21 protein-coding genes and 2 pseudogenes are annotated in these 21053 nt (G+C 41.9%); 16 read left to right on the plus strand and 7 right to left on the minus strand.

All coding sequences use genetic code 11. From position 1 onward, the window contains the following. Window positions 1-12 precede the first annotated feature (12 nt). From ACQ76X_RS03320 to ACQ76X_RS03335, 4 genes are read left to right on the plus strand one after another with little or no spacing between them, the layout of a single operon-like run. Complete coding sequence (locus ACQ76X_RS03320) at window positions 13-1116, plus strand: pentapeptide repeat-containing protein (RefSeq protein WP_438491481.1); 1104 nt, start codon at window positions 13-15, stop codon at window positions 1114-1116. A gap of 13 nt (window positions 1117-1129) precedes the next feature. Then, window positions 1130-1660, plus strand: a complete 531-nt coding sequence (locus tag ACQ76X_RS03325; RefSeq protein ID WP_438491482.1) for a hypothetical protein — start codon at window positions 1130-1132, stop codon at window positions 1658-1660. Then, complete coding sequence (locus ACQ76X_RS03330) at window positions 1657-2292, plus strand: hypothetical protein (protein ID WP_438491484.1); 636 nt, start codon at window positions 1657-1659, stop codon at window positions 2290-2292. The genes ACQ76X_RS03325 and ACQ76X_RS03330 overlap by 4 nt, the downstream gene beginning before the upstream one ends. 27 nt (window positions 2293-2319) lie before the next feature. Beyond that, window positions 2320-2772: a DUF4280 domain-containing protein gene (locus tag ACQ76X_RS03335; protein WP_438491485.1), complete on the plus strand. Its 453-nt coding sequence runs from the start codon at window positions 2320-2322 to the stop codon at window positions 2770-2772. A gap of 96 nt (window positions 2773-2868) precedes the next feature. On the opposite strand, the gene ACQ76X_RS03340 is transcribed toward ACQ76X_RS03335, so the two are convergent. Then, window positions 2869-3108, minus strand: coding sequence for a hypothetical protein (locus ACQ76X_RS03340; RefSeq protein ID WP_438491487.1), 240 nt, complete (start codon window positions 3106-3108; stop codon window positions 2869-2871). On the opposite strand from ACQ76X_RS03340, the gene ACQ76X_RS03345 reads away from it, so the two are divergent. The 4 genes from ACQ76X_RS03345 to ACQ76X_RS03360 all read left to right on the plus strand — a co-directional run bounded on the left by ACQ76X_RS03345 (window position 3082) and on the right by ACQ76X_RS03360 (window position 8066). After that, window positions 3082-5769 (plus strand): deaminase domain-containing protein, encoded by a 2688-nt coding sequence (locus tag ACQ76X_RS03345; RefSeq protein ID WP_438491489.1) that lies wholly within the window; start codon window positions 3082-3084, stop codon window positions 5767-5769. The two genes, ACQ76X_RS03340 and ACQ76X_RS03345, sit on opposite strands and share 27 nt — an antisense overlap. A 14-nt stretch (window positions 5770-5783) precedes the next feature. Continuing rightward, window positions 5784-6467 carry an Imm3 family immunity protein gene (locus ACQ76X_RS03350; protein ID WP_438491490.1) on the plus strand — a complete coding sequence of 228 codons (684 nt, stop codon included), beginning with the start codon at window positions 5784-5786 and terminating at the stop codon, window positions 6465-6467. Between the two features lie 318 nt (window positions 6468-6785). Next, on the plus strand, window positions 6786-7499 hold the full coding sequence (locus tag ACQ76X_RS03355; protein ID WP_438491492.1) for a hypothetical protein: 714 nt from the start codon (window positions 6786-6788) through the stop codon (window positions 7497-7499). Between the two features lie 210 nt (window positions 7500-7709). Beyond that, window positions 7710-8066 carry a hypothetical protein gene (locus tag ACQ76X_RS03360; protein WP_438491494.1) on the plus strand — a complete coding sequence of 119 codons (357 nt, stop codon included), beginning with the start codon at window positions 7710-7712 and terminating at the stop codon, window positions 8064-8066. A 255-nt stretch (window positions 8067-8321) separates the two neighbouring features. Here ACQ76X_RS03360 and ACQ76X_RS03365 read toward each other — a convergent pair. Then, window positions 8322-8617: pseudogene (locus ACQ76X_RS03365) on the minus strand (transposase); the annotation flags it as partial. Window positions 8618-8669: 52 nt separating this feature from the next. Here ACQ76X_RS03365 and ACQ76X_RS03370 point away from each other — a divergent pair. From ACQ76X_RS03370 to ACQ76X_RS03385, 4 genes are all read left to right on the plus strand, one after another. Next, complete coding sequence (locus tag ACQ76X_RS03370) at window positions 8670-9146, plus strand: antitoxin YezG family protein (RefSeq protein ID WP_438491496.1); 477 nt, start codon at window positions 8670-8672, stop codon at window positions 9144-9146. 939 nt (window positions 9147-10085) lie between these two features. Beyond that, window positions 10086-10499 (plus strand): hypothetical protein, encoded by a 414-nt coding sequence (locus ACQ76X_RS03375; RefSeq protein WP_379140886.1) that lies wholly within the window; start codon window positions 10086-10088, stop codon window positions 10497-10499. A gap of 250 nt (window positions 10500-10749) precedes the next feature. Then, window positions 10750-11178 (plus strand): SMI1/KNR4 family protein, encoded by a 429-nt coding sequence (locus tag ACQ76X_RS03380; RefSeq protein WP_438491498.1) that lies wholly within the window; start codon window positions 10750-10752, stop codon window positions 11176-11178. 466 nt (window positions 11179-11644) lie between these two features. Beyond that, window positions 11645-12076 carry an SMI1/KNR4 family protein gene (locus ACQ76X_RS03385; protein WP_438491608.1) on the plus strand — a complete coding sequence of 144 codons (432 nt, stop codon included), beginning with the start codon at window positions 11645-11647 and terminating at the stop codon, window positions 12074-12076. Window positions 12077-12279: 203 nt separating this feature from the next. Here ACQ76X_RS03385 and ACQ76X_RS03390 read toward each other — a convergent pair whose 3' ends face one another. Further along, window positions 12280-13545 carry an MFS transporter gene (locus tag ACQ76X_RS03390; protein WP_438491500.1) on the minus strand — a complete coding sequence of 422 codons (1266 nt, stop codon included), beginning with the start codon at window positions 13543-13545 and terminating at the stop codon, window positions 12280-12282. A 90-nt stretch (window positions 13546-13635) separates the two neighbouring features. Here ACQ76X_RS03390 and ACQ76X_RS03395 point away from each other — a divergent pair, with 90 nt between their 5' ends. From ACQ76X_RS03395 to ACQ76X_RS03410, 4 genes are all read left to right on the plus strand, one after another. Further along, a complete protein-coding gene (locus tag ACQ76X_RS03395; RefSeq protein WP_038595137.1) occupies window positions 13636-14517 on the plus strand; it encodes a helix-turn-helix domain-containing protein in 882 nt (293 codons plus the stop codon). A 989-nt stretch (window positions 14518-15506) separates the two neighbouring features. Then, window positions 15507-16109, plus strand: a complete 603-nt coding sequence (locus ACQ76X_RS03400) for a pentapeptide repeat-containing protein (protein WP_438491502.1) — start codon at window positions 15507-15509, stop codon at window positions 16107-16109. A gap of 91 nt (window positions 16110-16200) precedes the next feature. Beyond that, the gene (locus tag ACQ76X_RS03405) at window positions 16201-16593 is read left to right on the plus strand and encodes an immunity 22 family protein (RefSeq protein ID WP_438491504.1); all 393 of its coding nucleotides are present in this window, start codon (window positions 16201-16203) and stop codon (window positions 16591-16593) included. A 337-nt stretch (window positions 16594-16930) separates the two neighbouring features. Further along, window positions 16931-17143 (plus strand): hypothetical protein, encoded by a 213-nt coding sequence (locus ACQ76X_RS03410; protein WP_438491506.1) that lies wholly within the window; start codon window positions 16931-16933, stop codon window positions 17141-17143. 279 nt (window positions 17144-17422) lie between these two features. Here the strand turns inward: ACQ76X_RS03410 and ACQ76X_RS03415 are convergent, their stop codons facing one another. The 4 genes and pseudogenes from ACQ76X_RS03415 to ACQ76X_RS03430 form a co-directional block, all read right to left on the minus strand. Further along, window positions 17423-18712, minus strand: coding sequence for an arsenic transporter (locus tag ACQ76X_RS03415; RefSeq protein WP_438491508.1), 1290 nt, complete (start codon window positions 18710-18712; stop codon window positions 17423-17425). A 32-nt stretch (window positions 18713-18744) separates the two neighbouring features. Further along, a pseudogene (locus ACQ76X_RS03420) lies at window positions 18745-19071 on the minus strand (ArsR/SmtB family transcription factor). Between the two features lie 177 nt (window positions 19072-19248). Continuing rightward, a complete protein-coding gene (locus tag ACQ76X_RS03425) occupies window positions 19249-20469 on the minus strand; it encodes an ATP-binding protein (RefSeq protein WP_438491510.1) in 1221 nt (406 codons plus the stop codon). Between the two features lie 103 nt (window positions 20470-20572). Beyond that, complete coding sequence (locus tag ACQ76X_RS03430) at window positions 20573-20863, minus strand: MazG-like family protein (protein WP_038595156.1); 291 nt, start codon at window positions 20861-20863, stop codon at window positions 20573-20575. Window positions 20864-21053: the final 190 nt, after the last annotated feature.

A 21053-nucleotide genomic window follows, 5' to 3' on the forward strand; every position in this document is an offset into this window, starting at 1 on the left:
CACGCAGTCAATATGGATAAACAAGCAGCTTTGCAGCATTTTAGAAAGCAATACTTCAACCCTTTGCTGGATGAACAACTGAACATGCTGGAAACGGCATATCACCGGGAGCAGAGCCAGCTGATCAGCGGTTTCAAGGCGTCTTTCAGATCCTTATGCCTCCACATCCACAGCATGCAGCAGCGGGAGCTGAAAGCTCCCATAGGCTATATTCACTATTCCTTTTTACGTACCCAAGTGCTTGAACAAACCTACCATTGTATGACTGAGGCTTACGATACGGCGTGGTACGAGGATGACTCGGACTGCAAGTCCACCTATGACGCCTCTTGGGCGTATGCTCCAATAAGTACCATGCTGTCAACCTTGGAGCAGGAGCGCAAGCGATATATGGGTGTGCTCAATCCGGCAGACATCGAACGGCTGTTGTTGGAGTCAATGCCTTTATTCCATCAATTTGTAAGTTCAATCCTGCGCTTGGCCATAGGGGAGGCTGTCCTGATGCCCGAATATCAGACGATTCTGAAAGCGGAACGTTTGCTTATTCGCACGGGTGAGTATATGGATAGCAGTGAAAATATATATGTCGACGACGAACACCTCCCACAAGGGGATGAGATAAGAGAGCAGTTGATGCAAGCCAGTACAGAGGAACCTTTCATCTACGAGAATCTGAAGCACCTCTCGCTTCATCATCTGGAGCTTATAGACAAGGACCTGCGCTATAACGATTTCAGTCACAGCCATCTGCAGGGAAGCCGGTATCACAACTGTAACTTGGTGGGGAGCCGCTGGCAGCAAGCGGATGTGGAAGACGGTAGTTTCCGTGGTTGTCTGCTTACAGATGCCGACTTTCGGTACGCCCATATGAAAGGTGTGGACTTCAGTCAGGCCAGCGGAGAAACCTACCGGAACAAGGGACTGCGGTTGCCCGGTTTAGTGGGAATCCACTTTGAGCATGCCAATCTGGATGCCGCAGATTTCACGGCTGTCCAAGCGTTTGAGCATGCCTATTTCGAAGGAGCTTCCATGCTAGGAACCCGGGTTCCGCGAATGTTCCAACAGCACTGGCAGCTCAGTGATACGCAGCGCCAATCTATTGTATGGATCGAATAAGGAGGACATGGTCATGCGCCACTATTATATTCTGCAGAATGACAACCGGATCTCCCGCGAGCTTACACCTGTGAATATGGCTCTCTTAAAAACCCCCTTCACGCAAATGCCCCCGGCTCAAGTACTGGAGGTGCAGGCTGCGGCAGAGCAGGATTTCACAGACTGGCTACCTCTGTCAGCCGCAGTGAACCCGCTGCTCTCCGATCCCATGAAACGGATCTTGGAACTGTACAATACGCATGCTCGATTCAAACAACTGTATCTCATAAATCGGGAAGATCAACAGCAGGTCTTATATTGGACTCCCCATGTACCGGCTTTGGACGGCATTTCAGGAGAGACCGAGTGGTATCCGCACGATCATACCTTGAAGCAGCTCGTGCTGGATGCAGCTAAAGTGAAGGGACATCATTTTTTCCGATTATCAGGGATAAGAGAACCTTATTACATCATTAGCCTTGAGGCAGCGGAGAGCTTGCTCCGCCGGGGGTTAAGCGGTTATCGCCTGCAAATGGCAGAACTCTGCAAGGGGGCCGGGCTATGACCGCGCACTGGGATGAATTATTTTTGAAGCTGCACAATCAGCAAGTCTTGCAAGAGGAGTTGGAGTTGGCAGAGCAGGACCAGGAATGGATGACCTTCTCTGTGGAAGAGGCAATTGAGGGATTATCGAGTGGTTCGCTGACCTTGCCGGATGGACAAGTCATCCATTTTCACACCCTACAAGCTTTTGAGGATCAACTCACCCTATCGATTCCCCGTTCTCTGATTCCGGAAGTTTCGGCAGAACAAAGCAGCAATTCGTTGGGCGGTGTTGTTGTTCAAGACAAGGCTAATGGAATTGTGCTAGGTCTGCGTTCAACCAACCATGAATTGGAACAAGAGCAGCTAGAATCGTATCTGCAACAGATGATAGAGCATACAACCCGCAAGCACTCAAAGATGAAACTAATCAACCACAAATTCCTGCTTATTCAAGGTACTGTAATCGGCTGCTATGAATCTCTTTTTCTGCTGACTCCCATTCCCTTTTATCAGATTGCCTTTGTCCGTTCTTGGCGCGGTAAAGCTTATATCGGGAGCTGCCAGTTCAAGCTGGAAGATGCATCGTTATGGGTGCCTTTAACCTATGCCATGCTGCATCATGCGGTTTGGTCGGATAACCTTGATTCTTGACAATATATTATCTATGGAGGGATGCATATGCTGCTGCCTATGTTACTGAGTGCCTTGGTGCAAGGTGCGCTAAAGGGTGAACAAAGCTTTGTGGTCCGGGGGGCTGCCCTGAAATGCAGTATGGGGACAGACCCCGGCGTACTCAATACAATGTTTAGCCATGGGGTCTATATTAAAAGCAAACCCCTCCTGAACATCGACGACGCAGTTAGCGGAGTTAATATCAGTAAAATTAATGCCTTTGGGTTCTGCAAATTGAAGAGCGCTCCCTGCGAACCGGAAATTGCCTTGGCTTCGAAATGGACAGGGGGCAAAGAGGATGTACTGATCGACGGGGCTCCTGCCCTGCTGAGTGACTCCAAGTTAGTATGCAGCTGCCCAGGATTAGACAGTTTGGCTATTGGCGCACAGGTCTCCCCTCTCCCCTCTGTCGGCGGCGGTGGAATCATTTCGATTACAGATGACGGACAAGACCTTTAATCTAATCAGCAAGGAGAACATGGGATGAACAACGCAGTAAAAGACCGCTTTGCTTCTCATCAGCTGCATGTGGTCTGGCCCTACGGCAATCTGCGCTTACAGCAGATAAAGCTGACCCAAGAGCTTGGAGCACACGCGAAATTGCTGATCACCGGAAGCATGGAAGCTGACCAGACCGACACTCTGATAACCAGAGCGGGCAGTGACGACGAAGTCGAGCTGTGGGTCACGGATGACAATGCCCGCAAGTATCCTTTGTTCATGGGACAATTGTATGCCGTGGATGTTCAGCATTTGAATCAGGAAGTTATGGTCACTCTGGATGTCATTTCCCATAGCTTCAAGTTGGACACACAGCTTAAGAACCGTTCCTTCCAACAAGTGAATCAGAGATACGTAGAGATTGTAGATGCAGTGCTGGCAGATTATAAAGGCTCAGACAAATTAGATGAAGCCTTCGAGAAGAAGAACACAGGTCAGTTCATTATGCAGTATCAGGAGACGGATTGGACGTTCTTGCAGCGCCTGGCTTCACATGTGGGCGCCGTACTGGTTCCTAACGTGACCTCACAACGTGTACAGATCTGGATTGGGATTCCGCAAGCACGGAAATACATACAATTAGAAGGTGTTCCTTTTGCCATGCAGCGTAGTATCCCACCTTATCTGGATCAGGAAGCCAACGGCTGGAATACTGCCAGCATTGGAGATTATACCCGTTACACCTTTGAATGGGATCAGATGCTGCAGTTGGGAGATGAAGTCGAGCGCAATCAGGAGACGTTCATCATCACAAAGCGGGAAGGCCAGATGATTCACGGTCTCATGACCTGGTCGTATGAATGTGCGATCCCGCAAGGGATCAAGGTTCCAAAAATTTATAACCGTATCCTTATTGGGGCAGCGATTGAAGGCAAAATTCTCGAGGTCAGCCGCAATCAGGTACGCTTGCATTTGGACATGGATAACCGGCAAAATGCTGCGGAAGCCCGCTGGTTCCCCTACTCTGCCGAAGGCAGCCAGGTCTGGTATATGATGCCTGAACGCGGTGCACAGGTGAAATTGTATTTCCCTAGTGCCGACGAAGACGATGCAATAGTGATTCAATCAGTGCGCACAAAGCCCTCTGCCTCTACTGCCCTTCTTTCCTCACCGGGACAAAATGGATCTGTGGAGTCTCCAGCCGAACGACACAGCCGCAAAACGGCTGATCCCGGCATCAAATCCTTTGCCAATCCACAGGGAAAAGAAGTATCTCTGGGCAACTCGGAGCTGCATATGACGGCCCAAGAGGGCTCACTGTACATCTCGATGAACAACCAGCTGGGTGTCAGCCTGAACAGTACCCAGCGGATCTGGATTCAGGCCAGCAGCCAACTCACTCTGGATGCCGCGAACATTATGATCCAAGGCACCAACAGCCTGCAATTACATACAACGACCACTACACTGGATCTGGCACAGGAAGTGAACAACGTCAGTTCCGAGATTGAGCTCAAGGGCTCCATGCATGAATATTACCCGGAACCTATTTTGTCAGCCTTTGAACAGCAGGTAAGCGCTCTGGGAATCGAAGCGGTGACCAAGCAGCACCAGTTATTAATTGCAGATAAAAAAGCTGAAGGATACCTCGACATCTTACAAGACGCAGCAAAGGGACTCTGGGATACCGTGGTGGATTTCGGAGATATGGCATTTTCCGGTAATCAGGATGAGGAAGCCAGAAAGTTATATAGCATGTTAAATGGCGGCACTGAAGTCGCACCGCTTGAAGAACGGAATTCCACCTTCGCCGGGCTTCTAAATACGGTAGATTATACAGAAGATCTCATTACCGGTGAAAAGTCAGTATCTGCCGAATTCGAGAAAGCCAAGGACAGCTTCATAGAGGGGAGTGCAGAATTCTTACGGAATCAGCAAAAAGCGAATGCGTATCATAACCCGCTGACGCTCACTCCAGAAGAAAGTTATGAGATCGGACAGATTCAAGGCGGACAAGACCTTTTTGAGATGGATATTGCCAGCAGCTTCTTCGTCCCCAGTCTGGCAGCAATGCGGAATTCGAAAAAGGTCCTTTCCGTCACCCGTAAAATGGGCCTGCCTGATCCCAAATTACCCAGGTCTGGTGCCCACGTCCGCTCTCCCCTGTTCAGAGGGCTCGGAAATATTAAAGATGCGCTAGCCAAGCTCGGCGACGGCAAACTCAAGACTCATGCCCTCCGCCTGCCAAAGAATCTGGATTCTCTCAAAGGCTTCATGCAAAGTGTTGCCCGAAAAATGAATATCAGTGTAAAGCGCCTCTCCCCCGACCCTGCCACCGCAGCAGGCCGTTGGCAATTTCATGATCTGGAGCCCTACTCTTCCCGCTCCAAAGGTCCGGATACGCCGCTCACCCCGGAGAGACAAAGACAGAAAGATGCGTTAGAATCAGGAGAGTACTCGGGCCGGGCTGGGGGGACGGGTAAAGATACATTAGATGTTAACCAAAAATTCCCTACCAGATCCATAGACATGGATACTGAGGGATATATTATTGATAGGGTTGCCGAGTTAAAACAAAGACTTTCAAATGGCGCATTAAATAAAGGTGGGGCAAATTTTGGATATATGGAAGTTAAAGTTGATGTTCCAAATATAAAAACTGAATTTTATGCACATAGTCAAGTGAATGGTCCATCGCCGGCTCATCAACCCAATATGAATTATGATGGTTTTTCATACAAACCGGAAACAATAAGGTATCCGGCAAAAGATGCTCCAAATAAACAAGGTGATATATTTCCAAGGGAGGGAGATACAGAATATAAAATGATTAATGACTTAGCTAATAAGCTTGGTCCACCTAATCCGGATATAAAGGGAAGAATAAAACTGTTTACCGAAAACGATACTTGTGCGAGTTGTAATGATATTATATATAATTTCACAAAAGATTATCCTGGAATAAAAGTAGAAGTAATTCATAATAACGATGTTAAGATATCTAAAAAATCATAATAGGGGAGAAAAATATGCCTTGGAATTATAATGAATTAATAGAGTCGTTTGTTGAAGAGTATGAAGAGTACAAGTTAGAGAATCAGAGTCCAAATGAAGCAGTTGCTCGAGCTTTTGACGAGCACTACAGTGAGAAAAATTCAGATGATATGGAGAAGGCTGTTTTGAGGGTTATTTCTGCAGAATTAAAAGTGAAACAGCCACGGATCTATAAGAATACAAAGGAAAATTACATTAGAGACCTTGAACTAATAGATTTTCACCAACTAAAGGACTATATTCAAAAAGGCCAATTAAATGAAAAAGAGTATGAAGAACTTTATTTGCGGAGAAACAGAGTATTGCAAGAACTCGAAAAAATGCCAGTAGATCTTTGTCCAAAAGCAAGATGGTTTTATGATGAAATCGTAGATATAGTCGAGCGTTACTTTTCTGAGAAAGAAAATGATAACAATACAATTGATAACATTTTAAAAAAATTCGAAAGGGAATTTAGGTACAGAGTGTGTGCAAAGAAGATTGTGTACACCACAATTGCAGAAAACTTAATACGACTTGATGAAACAATACCACAATACATTATTAATGAACTCGAAGATAGATATTTTGATAATTCCCAGTATGAATTAACCGAGGAAGAAGGGCGGGAGTTGTTAAGACGAATAGATAAGGTTTTGGAGGAAGTTAATAATAAATAAGGCTTAGTCTAAAAATTAGTGGTTGAACTTTTCAACTCGTTAAATAGCGTCGATTGCATTCAACTAAAGAGCGTACAATACAACGAACAACGTCACAATGCGAGATAGCCGCCCGTATTGTGGTTTTCTTTTGCCCTTGTCTCAACTCCACCCAGTGCCGAATGAGTCGGGCTGGTGATTTCAATTAGACATAACCCATGTAATACCCATATAAAGATTTCACCATTTTGGTTGTACACACATCAAATGCTTTAATGTTATAACCTAAATAGCACTATCCCGTTACATCAAACAGGTCGATTATGGTCAGATACTACCATGATTGACCTGTTTTTTATTACTTTCACACCGTTAGTCTTAACACCAGCTTTTTTAAATGGATATTACCAGCAACTTCTTCCCTGTATGGGAATAGCACAAAAATCGAAAAAGGAACTTTCTCTTTCCAGTTCTCGTGAACTGGCCCTGCCTGATCCCAAATTACCCAGGCCTGGTGGTCACCTCCGCTCCCCCCTGTTCAGAGGGCTCGGAAATATTAAAGATGCGATAGCCAAGCTCGGCGACGGCAAACTCAAGACCCATGCGCTCCGCCTGCCAAAGAATCTGGATTCTCTCAAAGGCTTCATGCAAAGCGTTGCCCGTAAAATGAATATCAGTGTAAAGCGGCTCTCCCCCGACCCTGCCACCGCCGCAGGCCGTTGGCTATTTCATGATCTGGAGCCCTACTCTTCCCGCTCCAAAGGTCCGGATACGCCGCTCACCCCGGAGAGACAAAGACAGAAAGATGCGTTAGAATCAGGAGAGTACTCGGGCCGGGGAACTAAGGGGACGGGTGATGACGCTTATGGGGGATATTATAATCGAAAAGAATTTAGATCAAAGATTTATAATGCTGATTACACCCCTCATGGTTATAAACATTTAAAAGCTAAGACTGCTGAAGAAGCAAAAATATTTAGTGAAACTGGTGATAAAAATGCACAGTATTTACCTAATGCAAATAATAAGGTAATTGAAAAAGAAGCACTGTAAAAAGGACATTTGATTGATAACGGAAATAATAACTACTACTTTATTTATGATACAGGTAAAGTTATTGGTTATGACAGTGGTATCCCGACTCAGTGGATTAGAGCAGAATTAACAAATGGTAATATATATCATGGACACCCGATATCTGGTGGAAGATTAGATAAGTACCTCAGGAAATTAGGGCTAAAATAAAATGTTGGAGGATTTATTATGATAAAATTTGTAAAGTTGGACGCACCGAAGCTAGATATTCATGCGTTAAGGATTCCAACAGGTTGGTCAGTAAGCAAAAATAATTTTTGGGAAATTGATCCACTTAATTTAGATCCTGATGATGATATTTGGTTTATGTTTACAGACAGTTTGTTGCAGTTACATTATCAAAAAAAATCAATAACTTTGGATATGGGCTGGAGACCAGATATTTCTCCAGAAGGTAACTTCTTGGTTGTAATTTTGATAAACGAAGACTGGGATAAACCAATAGAAAGGTTTGAATCTAAAAATTATACAGAAGTAATAGAGTTTATAGAAACCAAATTACTTGAAATTACAACTACTCTTTAAATTCGTAGATAATGCTGATAGTTGGCAACTTAGAAGACTGTAAAACTTTATACAGAAATAACAACAACACAATCGCCAAAGCCACAATACGAGACAGCCACCCGTATTGTGGTCTCTTATCCTATCGCGGCTGTTAATGAATACACACACCCAGGACGAGTGATTCGGGCGGCTAAGCCCAAGCAGACTTAAGAGGTAGAAAGAATGGATTATGATTTATTTATTAATACTAAATTAGATAGAACGCAATTAAGATCATAACCTGACAAGCAGGCGATCAATCGTTTTCATCGGTTGCTGCTTGATTCGCTTCATAAATTGACTGACATGAAGTTTAATTTTATAGAATTTTTCAAAAAAGACGTTGTTTACTACATCGGATTTGAGCCACAGCCGCAGCCCTTCAACTGGATTGAGGTTTGGACTGTAAGGTGGCAGAAAAACCAATTGTAGACGCGGGTGTTCCTCCAAAAAAGGCTGTACTCTATAGCATGATGAATCCGGCTGTTATCCAGAATTAAGGCGATTTTTCCATTCGGATAGGCAGTGAGCCGGTTTCATAGTTAATGGCTCCAAACAATCAATTTGGAGGTTGTGAGAATTATGGAGCAACAGATGGATCAGCTATATTCCTTGATAGCAGAGCGTGTTTTAAGTATGATACCTGACGACAACTGGAACGAGATTTACTTATATGCCGAAATACTCGATGGATCTAGAGAGGTATATTTTTATTTCAATACTTCTGAGAATGGGGCTTTTATATACTCCCATGATATTCCTGAAAAATATGGTGTGAATGAAAAAAAGTACGACAAATTATTATTAGAGTTGCAAACAAAATTTAAAGAATTAAGACAAATATTTATAGACAATGATCAAGATGCGTGGACAAATTTAACCTTAAGATTGATGTATCCTGGTAAGTTGAAGATTCATTATAATTATGAAGATATAATAGCTTCAACACTAACCCCAACTCAAAGACAAATGATTTTTGAATATCGATATTTAGGTTTACTTCCTGAGAATGAAAAGAATAAACTGTTTGTAGAGAATTATTTAAATAGTCAAGATTAATAGCTCTGTCGAGCTAACTTAACTATGACAAACTATAAGAAGAATTTGAGCCATAAGTTGGGACTACTCAGTGCTGGATGAACCCATCATATAACCAATGACACATTCAACCTATGTAATACCCGTATCAAAATTTCTTCACTTTGCTTGTACGCAAAGTAATGCTCGAAAAGCATAACCTAATTAACACTAAATCGTTACATAATACAGGTCGATTATGGTCAGATGCTACCATTATTGACCTGTTTTTATATTTTCACACCGTTAGTCTTAACACCAGCATTTTAAGATGGATATTACCAGCAACTTCTTCCCCTGTCTGGGAACAGCACGAATTCGAAAAAGGTCCTTTCCGTCACCCGTAAAATGGGCCTGCCTGATCCCAAAATACCCAGGCCTGGTGCCTACGTCCGCTCTCCCCTGTTCAGAGGGCTCGGAAATATTAAAGATGCGATAGCCAAGCTCTGCGACGGCAAACTCAAGAACCATGCGCTCCGCCTGCCAAAGAATCTGGATTCTCTCAAAGGCTTCATGCAAAATGTTGCCCGAAAAATGAATATCCGCATAAAGCGACTCTCCCCCGAGAGACAAAGACAGATTGATACGTTAGAATCAGGAGAGTACCTGGGAGGACATTCGCAAAGCATTAACAATGCTAACGTTAATCTCGCAGTTGAAGTATTATCAACTAATGCTGATGATACAAAGAATGTAGTTTTTTACAAAGCAGTTCCCTGACTGAAATATTTCCAACCTAAAAAAGAGCATACTATTTCTACAAGATTAAGAGATGGAGCACTTCGAAAATAGCTACTACGAATGCTGTGGAAATTGATATATTTAAAGTTGGTAACGATGTAACAAGTGGTTAGCCAACAGGCAAGATAAAGCGTCTCGCCTATCAGGTTTTTAATTCAAATATAAATGGAGGCCTCTAATATGTACAAAGAACTAGATAACCTTTTATCTGCAGATACATCAGTAGATTCGTGGTACGATGATGGCTGTGTCATTGCAAGCGAGATGCTTTCGGAGTTTAACCCAAGTGATTGGGTTGAATTATCTAATCAAGTGCAAAATAAACCTATAGAGTGGCAGAGAAAATTAGCGTATTGTTTGGATAATGAATGCAATGTAAATGAATTCAACATTTTATTATCATTGCTCAGTACGAATGATGAGGAATTATTCGAAATATGTATTGACACACTAAGAAGTTTTACAAATCAAGAAATTAAGAAAATGATATTAGATAACCCAAATATACTCCAACGTATAAATGACTCATTACACACTGCTAGCCTACCAGTAAAGAAAATGCTCCAAGATTTCCTTTCGAAAATTCATTTGTGATTTTGTGGATTAGATGTTAATTAGGTTCTTAATGAGATAGCCACGTCTCTATCTGGACAGCTTGGATGAACATGAGGTTGAGTATCTAGAAGAGTATGTGGAACTGGTGAAGAACAAATATATAGAATTAACTCATAAAGCCCAATAATATGGAAAGACAATGATCCTTGTCGATGAAGATATTCCTAGTGAGTTTAGGCATTCAGTGGTCAGTCTACAGTAAAATAGAAAATTAAAAAGGAAAATAACTATGGCGAATATGGATCGAGGAAACAAGAAAATAACTATAAATGAAATTCTTGAATTTGAAGGTAAATATGTTCTAAAGCTTCCTGAACAGTATATTGATTTTATGATTAAAAATAATGGTGGGTATCCTAAAGCGTCTACATTTAAGATTTCTGATGAAGCGGGTGAAAGTGTCGTAAATAAATTTTACGGGATCGGTGATATGAAGGGGAATTTGGCTAAGGTATTTGAGATTTTAGATGGTGAGCTGCCTGAAGGTTTTATATCAATCGCTAGTGATCCAGGAGGAAATGAGATTTGTATTGGAATTAGTGAGAAATACTTTGGAAAAATATATTTTTGGATGCATGATATGGAGTCAGATGAAGAAATGGAAAACATGATTTTTTTAAAAACCAGTTTTAACGATTTTTTTGATAACTTATATTAGGGATTGGCTCTAATATACACCCCACCCAATGCCGAGTGATTCGGGCGGCTTAGCCCAAGCAGACTTAACTCAATTAATATCAGTATAAGAATTCTTCCATTTTACTTGTACGCACAATTACGCTAGCAACTTCTCCCCCGGTCTGAGAACTGCACGGAAATCGAAATGGTCCTTTTCCTCTCTCGTAAGCTGAACCTGCCTGATCCCAAAACAAATGGTCCTGACGCCCATGTCCCCTCTTCCCTGCGCAATATCCATTTTAAAATCGGCCTGTTTGATGTAACGCTGAATTGATGGGAGGTAGTTTTAATGTATACAAATAATAGTCAGGAAAGAAATGTGAATTGGTTCATATTTTCAAGGAAGGGCTGCCAAACTACTACGAGCTTTCTTCACTGAAAAGACATACATGAGCACATGGGCGGACGGTCCATTGTAAACGGAACAGGAGGAGATTGGTTTGAAAATGCAAAACAATCAAGAAGTTTTAACAGAAGCTAGACTTCAAGTTTTTGAGCGAATCATTGGAGTGCAACTTCCTAACCATTATCGAGATTTTTTATTGAGATACAATGGGGGCTATCCTAAACCATACTACTTCACCATTTCTGAGGAGCAAGGTAAGGGTATGGTAAATATTTTCTATGGCATTGGAGGAATGTATGATAATTTAGACAAAAAAATAGATATTTTTGACGATATACTTAATGCAGGATTTTTACCAATTGCAGATGATTCTGGTGGAAATCAAATTTGCATAGGTCTTATTGAGAAGTATTCCGGAAATATTTATTTTGGGATTCATGACGAAGACTCTGAAGATATGGGCAACATGTATTTAATTTCTGAGAATTTCAAGGTTTTTTTAGAAAATTTATATGATGATACAGAAGAGTAGTTGGATATTTTCAAATACTCTTCCATTCTACGTTACATTGAACAGGTCGAATATGGTCAGATACCACCATGATTGACCTGTTTTTTGTTATTTTCTCGCCGTTAGTCTTAACAACAGGTTTCTAAAATGGGTATTGCCACCAACGCTCTCCATTTCGCCCCCTCTCGCTAGATGGGGCTATTTGACGTTCCCCGTTCCTCACACTACTGGAGATTCACATGCTGCTTGCTTTTATTGACCCGGCCGCTCTTGATTTGAAATGTCATCAATGCCAGGGAGCTGACGAATAAAATCGCTATGGTCAAAATTGGAGAAGCTGCAGCAGATATCGTTACTAATAAAAAGGTGGTTAACGGTGCAAGGCCTACTAAAAGTGTATTAATGATGCCAATCGTCGTTGCCAGCTTGTTCTCTTCTACTACGGACACGATCCAGCCGGATAACTTGGGAACGATCGTCCCGACCAGGAAACAAACAGGTGCTAGCATCGGCAGAATGATCAGCATATTTTTTAGAAGTAGAGCAGGATAAAAAATAGTGGTAAACACTAAGCAGATCATCACTAATTGCTGCAATTGCATTTGCTTGAGTATTTTAGTTCCCAGCAGTCCGCCAGCAGCTAGTGAAAGAGAAATCACCGTGCTTAGTACAGCTATTGTAAATGGATAGGAATAAATAACCATCTCTTTTTTAGCCGATACAATGATCATTTGAATGAGTGGTGTGAGGGACGATAGCATGGCATTAAGCACGATAATTGCAAGAATTACGCCGAAAAGCTTGTTTTCCTTTGTTAATGCTGCAAAGCTCACCTTCAGGTTTTTGAAATAGCCGTCCCCTTTATGCCCTTGCTGTACTTCGGTTACAGCCTTTGTTGTGAATTGCGGGCTTCTTCTAAAAAAACTCAGCATAATAAAGCCAGAAAAAAGAAAGCTTGCAGCATTCGTCCAGGCTAAAAAGGAGTAAGACACAACGATCAGTAAGGAGGCGGTTACGAATTGGGAAATCATGCCGACGATTTGTGAAATGCCCTGATTGAAGCCGCTGGCTTGAGGATAATCCTCTTTTCCAGTAACTTTCACGATGAGCGGCAGCCGCAACCCACTTGCGTACGATCCTGTGAAATCGGACAGGAAATTCAATATAACGATGCCTATTAACACAATCCATTTCTCAAGGCTCGAACAAAATAGCAAGCCGACGATGAAATACAAGCCAACTCTGATGAGATCAGCCCAAATTAAATTTCTGGCTACCTTGTGCGTTTGGTCTGCCCGATACCCAGTATAAGAGGAAAATAGCTGCGGAATCAATTCAGACGCTGTCACCAGGCCAATCGCTAACTGCGCGTTAGGAAGTGTACTGACAAAAGTCAGCATGGCCAGATAATACATCTTGTCCCCGATCGTTGAGAAAATGTTTGCAGTCGCGATTTGCCGAAATTGTCTATTAGAAAAATAAATGTGCATTGTCATTCTCCTTTTGTCTTGATAAATCAAACATAACCTGTTTACTATCTAGGTATGGCAATGATTTCGAATTCGAAAGGAGTTTTTTTTATGGAAATTGGTTCTTTATTGAGGGAATATCGTTTGCAAAAAGAACTGACACAGAAGGAATTCATCAAGAATTGTATTTCGGAATCCTATTATTCAAAAGTGGAGAACAACCTACATAGAATATGCGCGGAGGACTTGTTCAGCTTGCTGCAAATCAATGCCATTTCAATTACGGAGTTTGTGAACAAGCTGGATATATCAGATCAAAAATCCCCGCTGACACTTCTAGAGGTACAAATGTATCAAATATTTTATGACAACAAAATTGCTGAGCTCACACAACTGGAGCGTGTTGCACGAAATCACCAGGAACTATCTGACTCTGAAAAGAAAATTTTCATTACCTTATTGGAGGTTTTAAAGGAGATTACGGATCATTCTGACAGGGAGATTTCCGAAGCAGACAGAAATTTTTTGAAGTCCAGAATTTCAAGTGATTCGGACTGGACCACTCGCTCACTTATGCTTTTTGCAAATACGCTCCACATTTTCGACTTTGAAGATACCGTTTTTTTAGTCCAGTCCTTAATCCGAAAGCGGATGGATTACTCATTTACGAAAACTGCAAATGAAAACCCGTTCCTGCTGGCGACAATTCTACTGAATTATATATCTATATGTATCAGAAAAAAAGAACTTGTCCTCACCAGAAAACCGTTTCAGCTACTAGACAAGCTTCCTAAAACTCCTGATTTCACCTTTTATCGTTTAATGAGCAAATACTATCAGATCGTCATAGAATGTATAAATGAACTCCGAACCTTTGACCCGAATATTACGCACATTATTCATAGCTTCTATTTGATGGGAAGAGAGCCTTTTGCAGAGGCTCTAAAAGAGTTTGCAGAATTGAATATCCCGAATTTCAAATACGCAAGTTGAGTTTCGATTCGTCAATTCAAACTTTTCATTGCCCCTTTTGAATTATCTTTTATGCATAGCTAATGCAAAGGGGGGATTTTGATGACTACGTTGGGTGATGTAATTATTATTATTATCATTGCAAATTAACTTTTGTGAATGAAGCAAAAAAAAGAGTTGAGAACTAAAAAGTTTTCCGCTCTTTTTTGTTGCTTGAAAAGCCTCATTTTATATTATCCTGCCACTTTCCCTTCAAATCTTTCATTTTACCAAACAGTCAGGAGCCAAAGCTTGAGACATATTCATGGAGCCTTTAATAAGAAGTCTCGCTTTGTCTTGAGAGAGCACTTGATAATATATTGTCGTCTTTTTCCTTCATAACCGTTGTTATATTGTAAGAGTAAAACGTTTAGTTGGCAATTTAGAAGACTGTAAAACCTTATACAGAAATACAAACAATACAACCAATAACGCCACAATGCGAGATAGCCGTACGTATTTGTGTTTTTTTAGTTTTTTGCTCTTTTGTGACGGCTGATGAAATAATACCGTATAAGTATTTAGTAATTTCGCTTGTACGTACAGTAATGCTTGAAAAACATAACCTAATTAACGCTAAAGCGATACATAAAACAGGTCAATTGTGGTCAGATACAACCATGATTGGCTTTCTCCTCTCCAGTGAACTGGACGTACCTAATCCCAACAAAACACAATGGTCCTGATACCCGGTAGCCAAGCTCGGCGACGGAATGCTCAAGACCTAAGCGCTCCGCCTGCCAATCAATCTGGATTCTCTCGAAGGCTTCTTGCAAAGTGTTGTCCGAAAAATGAAAATCCGTATGAAGCGGTTCTCCCCCCCGGAGAGACAAGGACTGATTGATGCGTTAGAATCAGGAGAGTACTTGGGTCGAGCTGGAGGCCGGATAAAGATAACCTTTACGATAAAGATGGAAAGTATAACGGAGGAAGAAATCAAGAATTGAATTGGTCTCTTAAGGAGTGGCAAAATGGAAGAAAATATTATAAATAAGTTTGAACTACATAAAAAGTGGGTTGAGTCCATTGGTAAAGAAGGCGAAGTGTTAACATTAGATGAAGTGGATTTAAGAGGTTTTGATTTATCCGATAAATTTGTTGAACAAGCATATTTAACAGAGTGTATTTTTGATGATCTTAATTTGGAAAATATCGATTTTCATGCATCATTATTATGCTCATCAACTTTTAAAAATGCGTATTTAGATAAATGCGATTTTTATAAATCAGATCTTGGGTATACAGATTTCTCTAATTGCGTCATTAAAAACAGCAGATTTAGTAAAGGTGATTGTTGGGAAGCAATATTTAGAAATGCATATTTAGTGAATTGTAATTTGATTAATGTATTTTTCTACTTAACTGATTTTAGTAATGCAAGACTAGAAAATGTAGATATAAGTGTAGCCACATTTGAAGAAACATTATTAAACGGAGTGACACTGAAAAATATTTTAGGTATAGAAGAAGCTCATTTTAGAAGCATTAATATTGGTACATTGGAGAACCCTATATTTTTGAAATCAGAACAAGCAAAGGAATGGGTGCTAGAAAAATGCGAAATAAGTGAATAAGTAAGTGCCGCTGTCAATGAACTTGTACGTTAGAAATTATTGATTCGCCTACCGATCTGCCTGATGGATTAAAACCTTAGAGGAGGCTAACATGGAAAAAGAAGGAGCCGTATCTCTGTGGGTAGGCAATGTTCAATCTTCCGAGGAATTGGATAGGCTGCTTACTGTGTCTTATACGGATGAAGGAGATTTTATTCCATCAATATTTGCTAAACATTTTGGGATTCGTAGATATGATGATGCTGTAAGAGAAGCAGAATACTATGAAGAAGCAAGTAATAATCTGAATCAGTTACTTACAGGATTCTCTTATGATGATGAGATTGTGATTGTTCTGAGATTTACTGCCTTAGTGCAAGAAGGTTTGACGGATAATTTCAATGCAGTAGTTTTACTATATAATTTTAAGTATACAGAGGAACTTCTTGAAGCAACTATTCAATCGAATTATTTCAAATTCTTGGGTGCGGTAGAATATCAATAATCGGGGCTGCCCGGTGACGAATGAATCCATCCTCCACCCGTTCCGCATGATGCCGCCCACCCCCGACGTAGATCAATCTGCTTATTCACAAACATTGGCCCGTTGCAGATTAATAATGTCATTAATATGGCAATCATCAAACTTCTCCACCAACAGAGTAAAATTATTATTCCTCAGAAAGTTCATTTCCTCCAAAAAAACAGGGTTCTCGTTTATAGGTGGTAACAGCATAAAGCCGACAAATGGGTTTTTGTTGCTTAATAACTGCGGGGGATGTTTCAGAATCAGGAGAGTATTCGGGTCAGGGTATCCAAATTAGGTTCAGAGAGGAGTAACGATGTTAGATAAGGCTACCGAGCATGCTTTAGTAAAAATTAATTTCATTGAAAGATATAAGGATTTGTCTAAACAGTATCATTTCGATGCTAACGAAAGTTTCGAAAATTATGAAACTGATATAGTAGTAAATATTATTCAGCATTTAGGGTACTACTGTACTTTCAACAAAAAAGAAGAATTTTACAAAATATTAGAAGTTGGGCGATATTAAAAGAACAACTAGATGGTCTAGAAAAAGACAAAGTCAGAAGGCCAATATTCCGTGATTACGAAGATCTGAAAGAGATACTAGCCAATGCATTTGCAATTTATGAAGATTTTAAACGCGAGTATTAGTATTATTTTTTTCCGGGCAGAAGCTTATTTTATCCAGTCAGTCTCGCATTTTTTTTCGTATGTTATAAAACAGCGCCTACAGACTCGATTGTACTGTTCGATTTGAATTCAGGCCATGGGTCGCTCCATAGGCGCAATGCAATATAGTTTAGGTTTAAAATAGAGTCAATCTTAAATAGAGGCCCACTAAAGTGATAAACAATGTAGGAATCGTCAATATAATTCCGGTCTTAAAATACGTGCCCCAGGAGATTTTCACACCTTTGGCCGAGAGCACATGCAACCACAGCAGCGTGGCCAGTGATCCGATCGGTGTAATCTTCGGCCCTAGATCTGAGCCGATGACATTGGCATATATCAAAGCTTCCTTAATGATTCCGGAGGTATGAGTGGCGTCGATAGCCAGTGCGTCAATCATGACCGTGGGCAGGTTATTCATCACCGATGAAATGATTGCCGCTATAAAGCCCATCCCCATTGTGGCAGCGAATACCCCCTGATCCGCAACAACCTGAATCAAATCCGCTAGTATATCCATTAACCCGGCATTCCGCAATCCATACACAACAACATACATCCCGACAGAAAAGAACACGATCGCCCAGGGTGCGCCCTTAACTACTTCCATCGTTGAAATAGCAGAGCTTCTTCTGGCCATGAGCAGGAAAAAGATCGCAATAATCCCGGCCACCACAGAAACCGGAATGTTCAGGAATTCACTGACGAAGTATCCAACCAGCAGAATCGCAAGCACAAGCCAGGATAGTTTGAACATTTTTGGGTCTTTGATCGCCTCTTGCGGATGTTTAAGCTCTGAGCTGTCGAAGTTACGCGGGATGCTTTTACGGAAGAAGAGGTACAGCACCAAGGTACTTGCTGCCAAAGAAAACAGTGTAGGTATCAGCATATGCCCTGCATAGTCCATGAAGCTGATCCCGAAGAAGTCCGCCGATACGATATTGACCAGATTGCTTACCACCAGCGGCAATGAGGTCGTATCCGCAATAAAGCCGCTGGCGATGATGAAGGGAAAGACCTTTTTCTCATCAAAATTCAGCGCACGGACCATGGCCAGGACAATAGGCGTCAGAATAAGCGCCGCTCCGTCATTGGCAAAAAACGCAGCCACTACCGCACCAAGAAGAGTCACATAGATGAACATCCGGGTTCCATTCCCCCGTGCAGCTCTCGCCATATGCAGGGCAGCCCATTCAAAGATCCCAACCTTATCAAGGATTAAGGAAATCAGAATAATCGCAACAAACGCCAGTGTAGCATTCCACACTATTAAAGTGACATCGAGAACATCGTTAAAGCTGACTACACCTGCCAGCAAAGCGAGAATCGCACCTCCGCAGGCCGACCAGCCGATAGACAGGTTCCTGGGCTGCCAAATAACAAAAACCAATGTGAGCAAAAATATAAGAATTGCAAGTATTACCAAGTCTGACCCTCCCGTTTATGTATGATCTCTATTTAGTCACAGCAGACAGCACCAGACACCTTGTTGAGTCCTGCCAAAATCTCTTTGGAATCCGGCGTATACTCAAGAATAGCCTGAATATGCGGCTTGTCTTTGATATTCAGGGAATAATGAACCCATTGCCCTCTTTACTGTTCCTTCACCAGCCCTTTGCTTTTCAGTTTGCGCAAGTGCTGACTGATCGCCGGCTGTGAAATATCAAATAGTTCAACGAATTCACAGACACACCACTCCCGTTCTTTCAATAACGAAAGCATAGAGAGACGTGTTTTGTCACCCAGCAGCTTCAAATCATCCACGAGTTCATTTAGAACATCCATACAGGTTTCTCCTTTCTAACATATAAGTCATTACTTATATTCTAAAACGCTATTTAGAATTAAGCAACCTCGGTCCGGACAGGACATCACAAATACTCCTCCGTAGAGCTTGAGGCTGCACAAGCGCTGCGGAGGAGTAAGATCATCTATTTGCAATTTAAGTTTATATACAGGTTATTACGCGACGGCACATGGAAGTTCGAATACAAAGCAGCTTCCCTGTTCACACGAATCCTTAAGCCATACTCTCCCGTTCATCAATTCGGCAAGCTGCTTGCAGATTGAGAGCCCTAATCCCGCACCGCCAAATTTGCCCGGAGTTATTTTATCATGAATTTGCGAGAAGGAATGGAACAGACTGTTCATTTGTTCGGCCGGCAGGCCGATCCCGGTATCCCTTACCTCGAAAGTAACGATGACCCCGCCATCTGGGGCAGCTTGATTCCGGATGGACAGGCACACCTCACCCTTTTCCGTGAATTTAAGTGCATTCCCAAGCAGGTTGGTCAAAACCTGACGGATTTTATTGCTGTCTCCCAGCAGTTTGGGATTGGCCTCGCTATCGAAAACGGCCGACAATTTCAGGCCCTTCTTCTCTGCTTCTGTGGAGAATAGTTGCAATACATGGCCCACGACATCACGGACAATAAACGGGCTGTTGTCGAGCGTCATTGTGCCAGCCTCCATTTTGGAATAATCCAGGATCTGATCCATCATAACGAGCAGATTACTGCCGCTCTTCTCGATAACATCGACGTATATGGTCTGTTCCTCGGAGAGCTCGGTCGACTCCAGCAAGCTTGCCATGCCAATGACTCCGTTCATCGGTGTACGAATTTCGTGGCTGAGCACTGCAAGCAGATTATTCTTGTCCTCCAGTACCTGCGCAGCTATTTCTTCAGCCGCTCTTAGCTGTATAAGCGTTGATTCCATTTCAAGCAGCACGGTGAAAAAGGCTGACAAAGAAAGCAGTAATTCAATATCCCGTTCCTGATACTGATAGAAATCCTGGTCAAAAGAGCAAAGCGAACCGTAAAACTCGCCTTTTTCATTACGGATCGGAACTCCGATAAACGAACAACCGCCTACGAATTGAGTCGCATCCATGTCTTTGGTTAACGGATGGGTAAGATTATTGTTAATAAGCAGCGGGCCCTGGGCATGCTCCGTCACCAGCGCGCAGTAAGACTCCTCATTGTCTACTACCAGGCCCTCTCCCAAGATGAGCTTGTCCCGGTTGTATGCTTTCATCACCTTTGTAGAGAGACTATCCAGATTCGCGATGCAGAAAGTATTTGCGGGGATTAACTTGCTTGCTGTATCCATAACCTTGGCAGCCGAATCATATAACTTTATGGAAATGACCGACAATACATCAATAAATTCTGTCTTTAACATAATGCCGTTCGTCCCTTCTAGTCCTGCTAATTCCAAGACCACACACATTTCACACTGCTATTAACAATATCACATTCTATGCAAATGAGATACATTCCCCATATTATTCCCAGTTTCTGTTGTCATTGATTTCCTTCTTGCGATTGAAGGCGTCCTCCAGATTAATGTCCAGTTTGTTAGCTAAATCAAAGATGTTCCACACCACATCGTACATCTCATAACCAAGATTCTCTTTCTTCTCGGCATCGGGATGAAAGGATACAGACAGTACCTCTTGCGACAACTCACCAACCTCAGTCATCAAGTACAACATCCGCTGCTCAATGGTACTCCTGTCAAAACCTTTCACTTCACTGAATTCTCTTACGTACTGTTGGAACTCCGCTGTGTTCATTCCCCTGCTCCTCACCTTTGTTCAAATAAAAACATTCAATAATTCCTCAAATATAATATATACCATTTATCCCGCAGAACAAAAGTTTGCAGCAAGGAACAAGGACATGACAACGTTAGCGGTTGATAGGTGATTTTAGGCATTAGACAACCTAAAATAAGCATATTTAGTTACATAAACCCTGAAGAGA

Source organism: Paenibacillus sp. IHBB 3054, assembly GCF_051594305.1.
In the GTDB taxonomy this organism is placed as follows: domain Bacteria; phylum Bacillota; class Bacilli; order Paenibacillales; family Paenibacillaceae; genus Paenibacillus_AQ.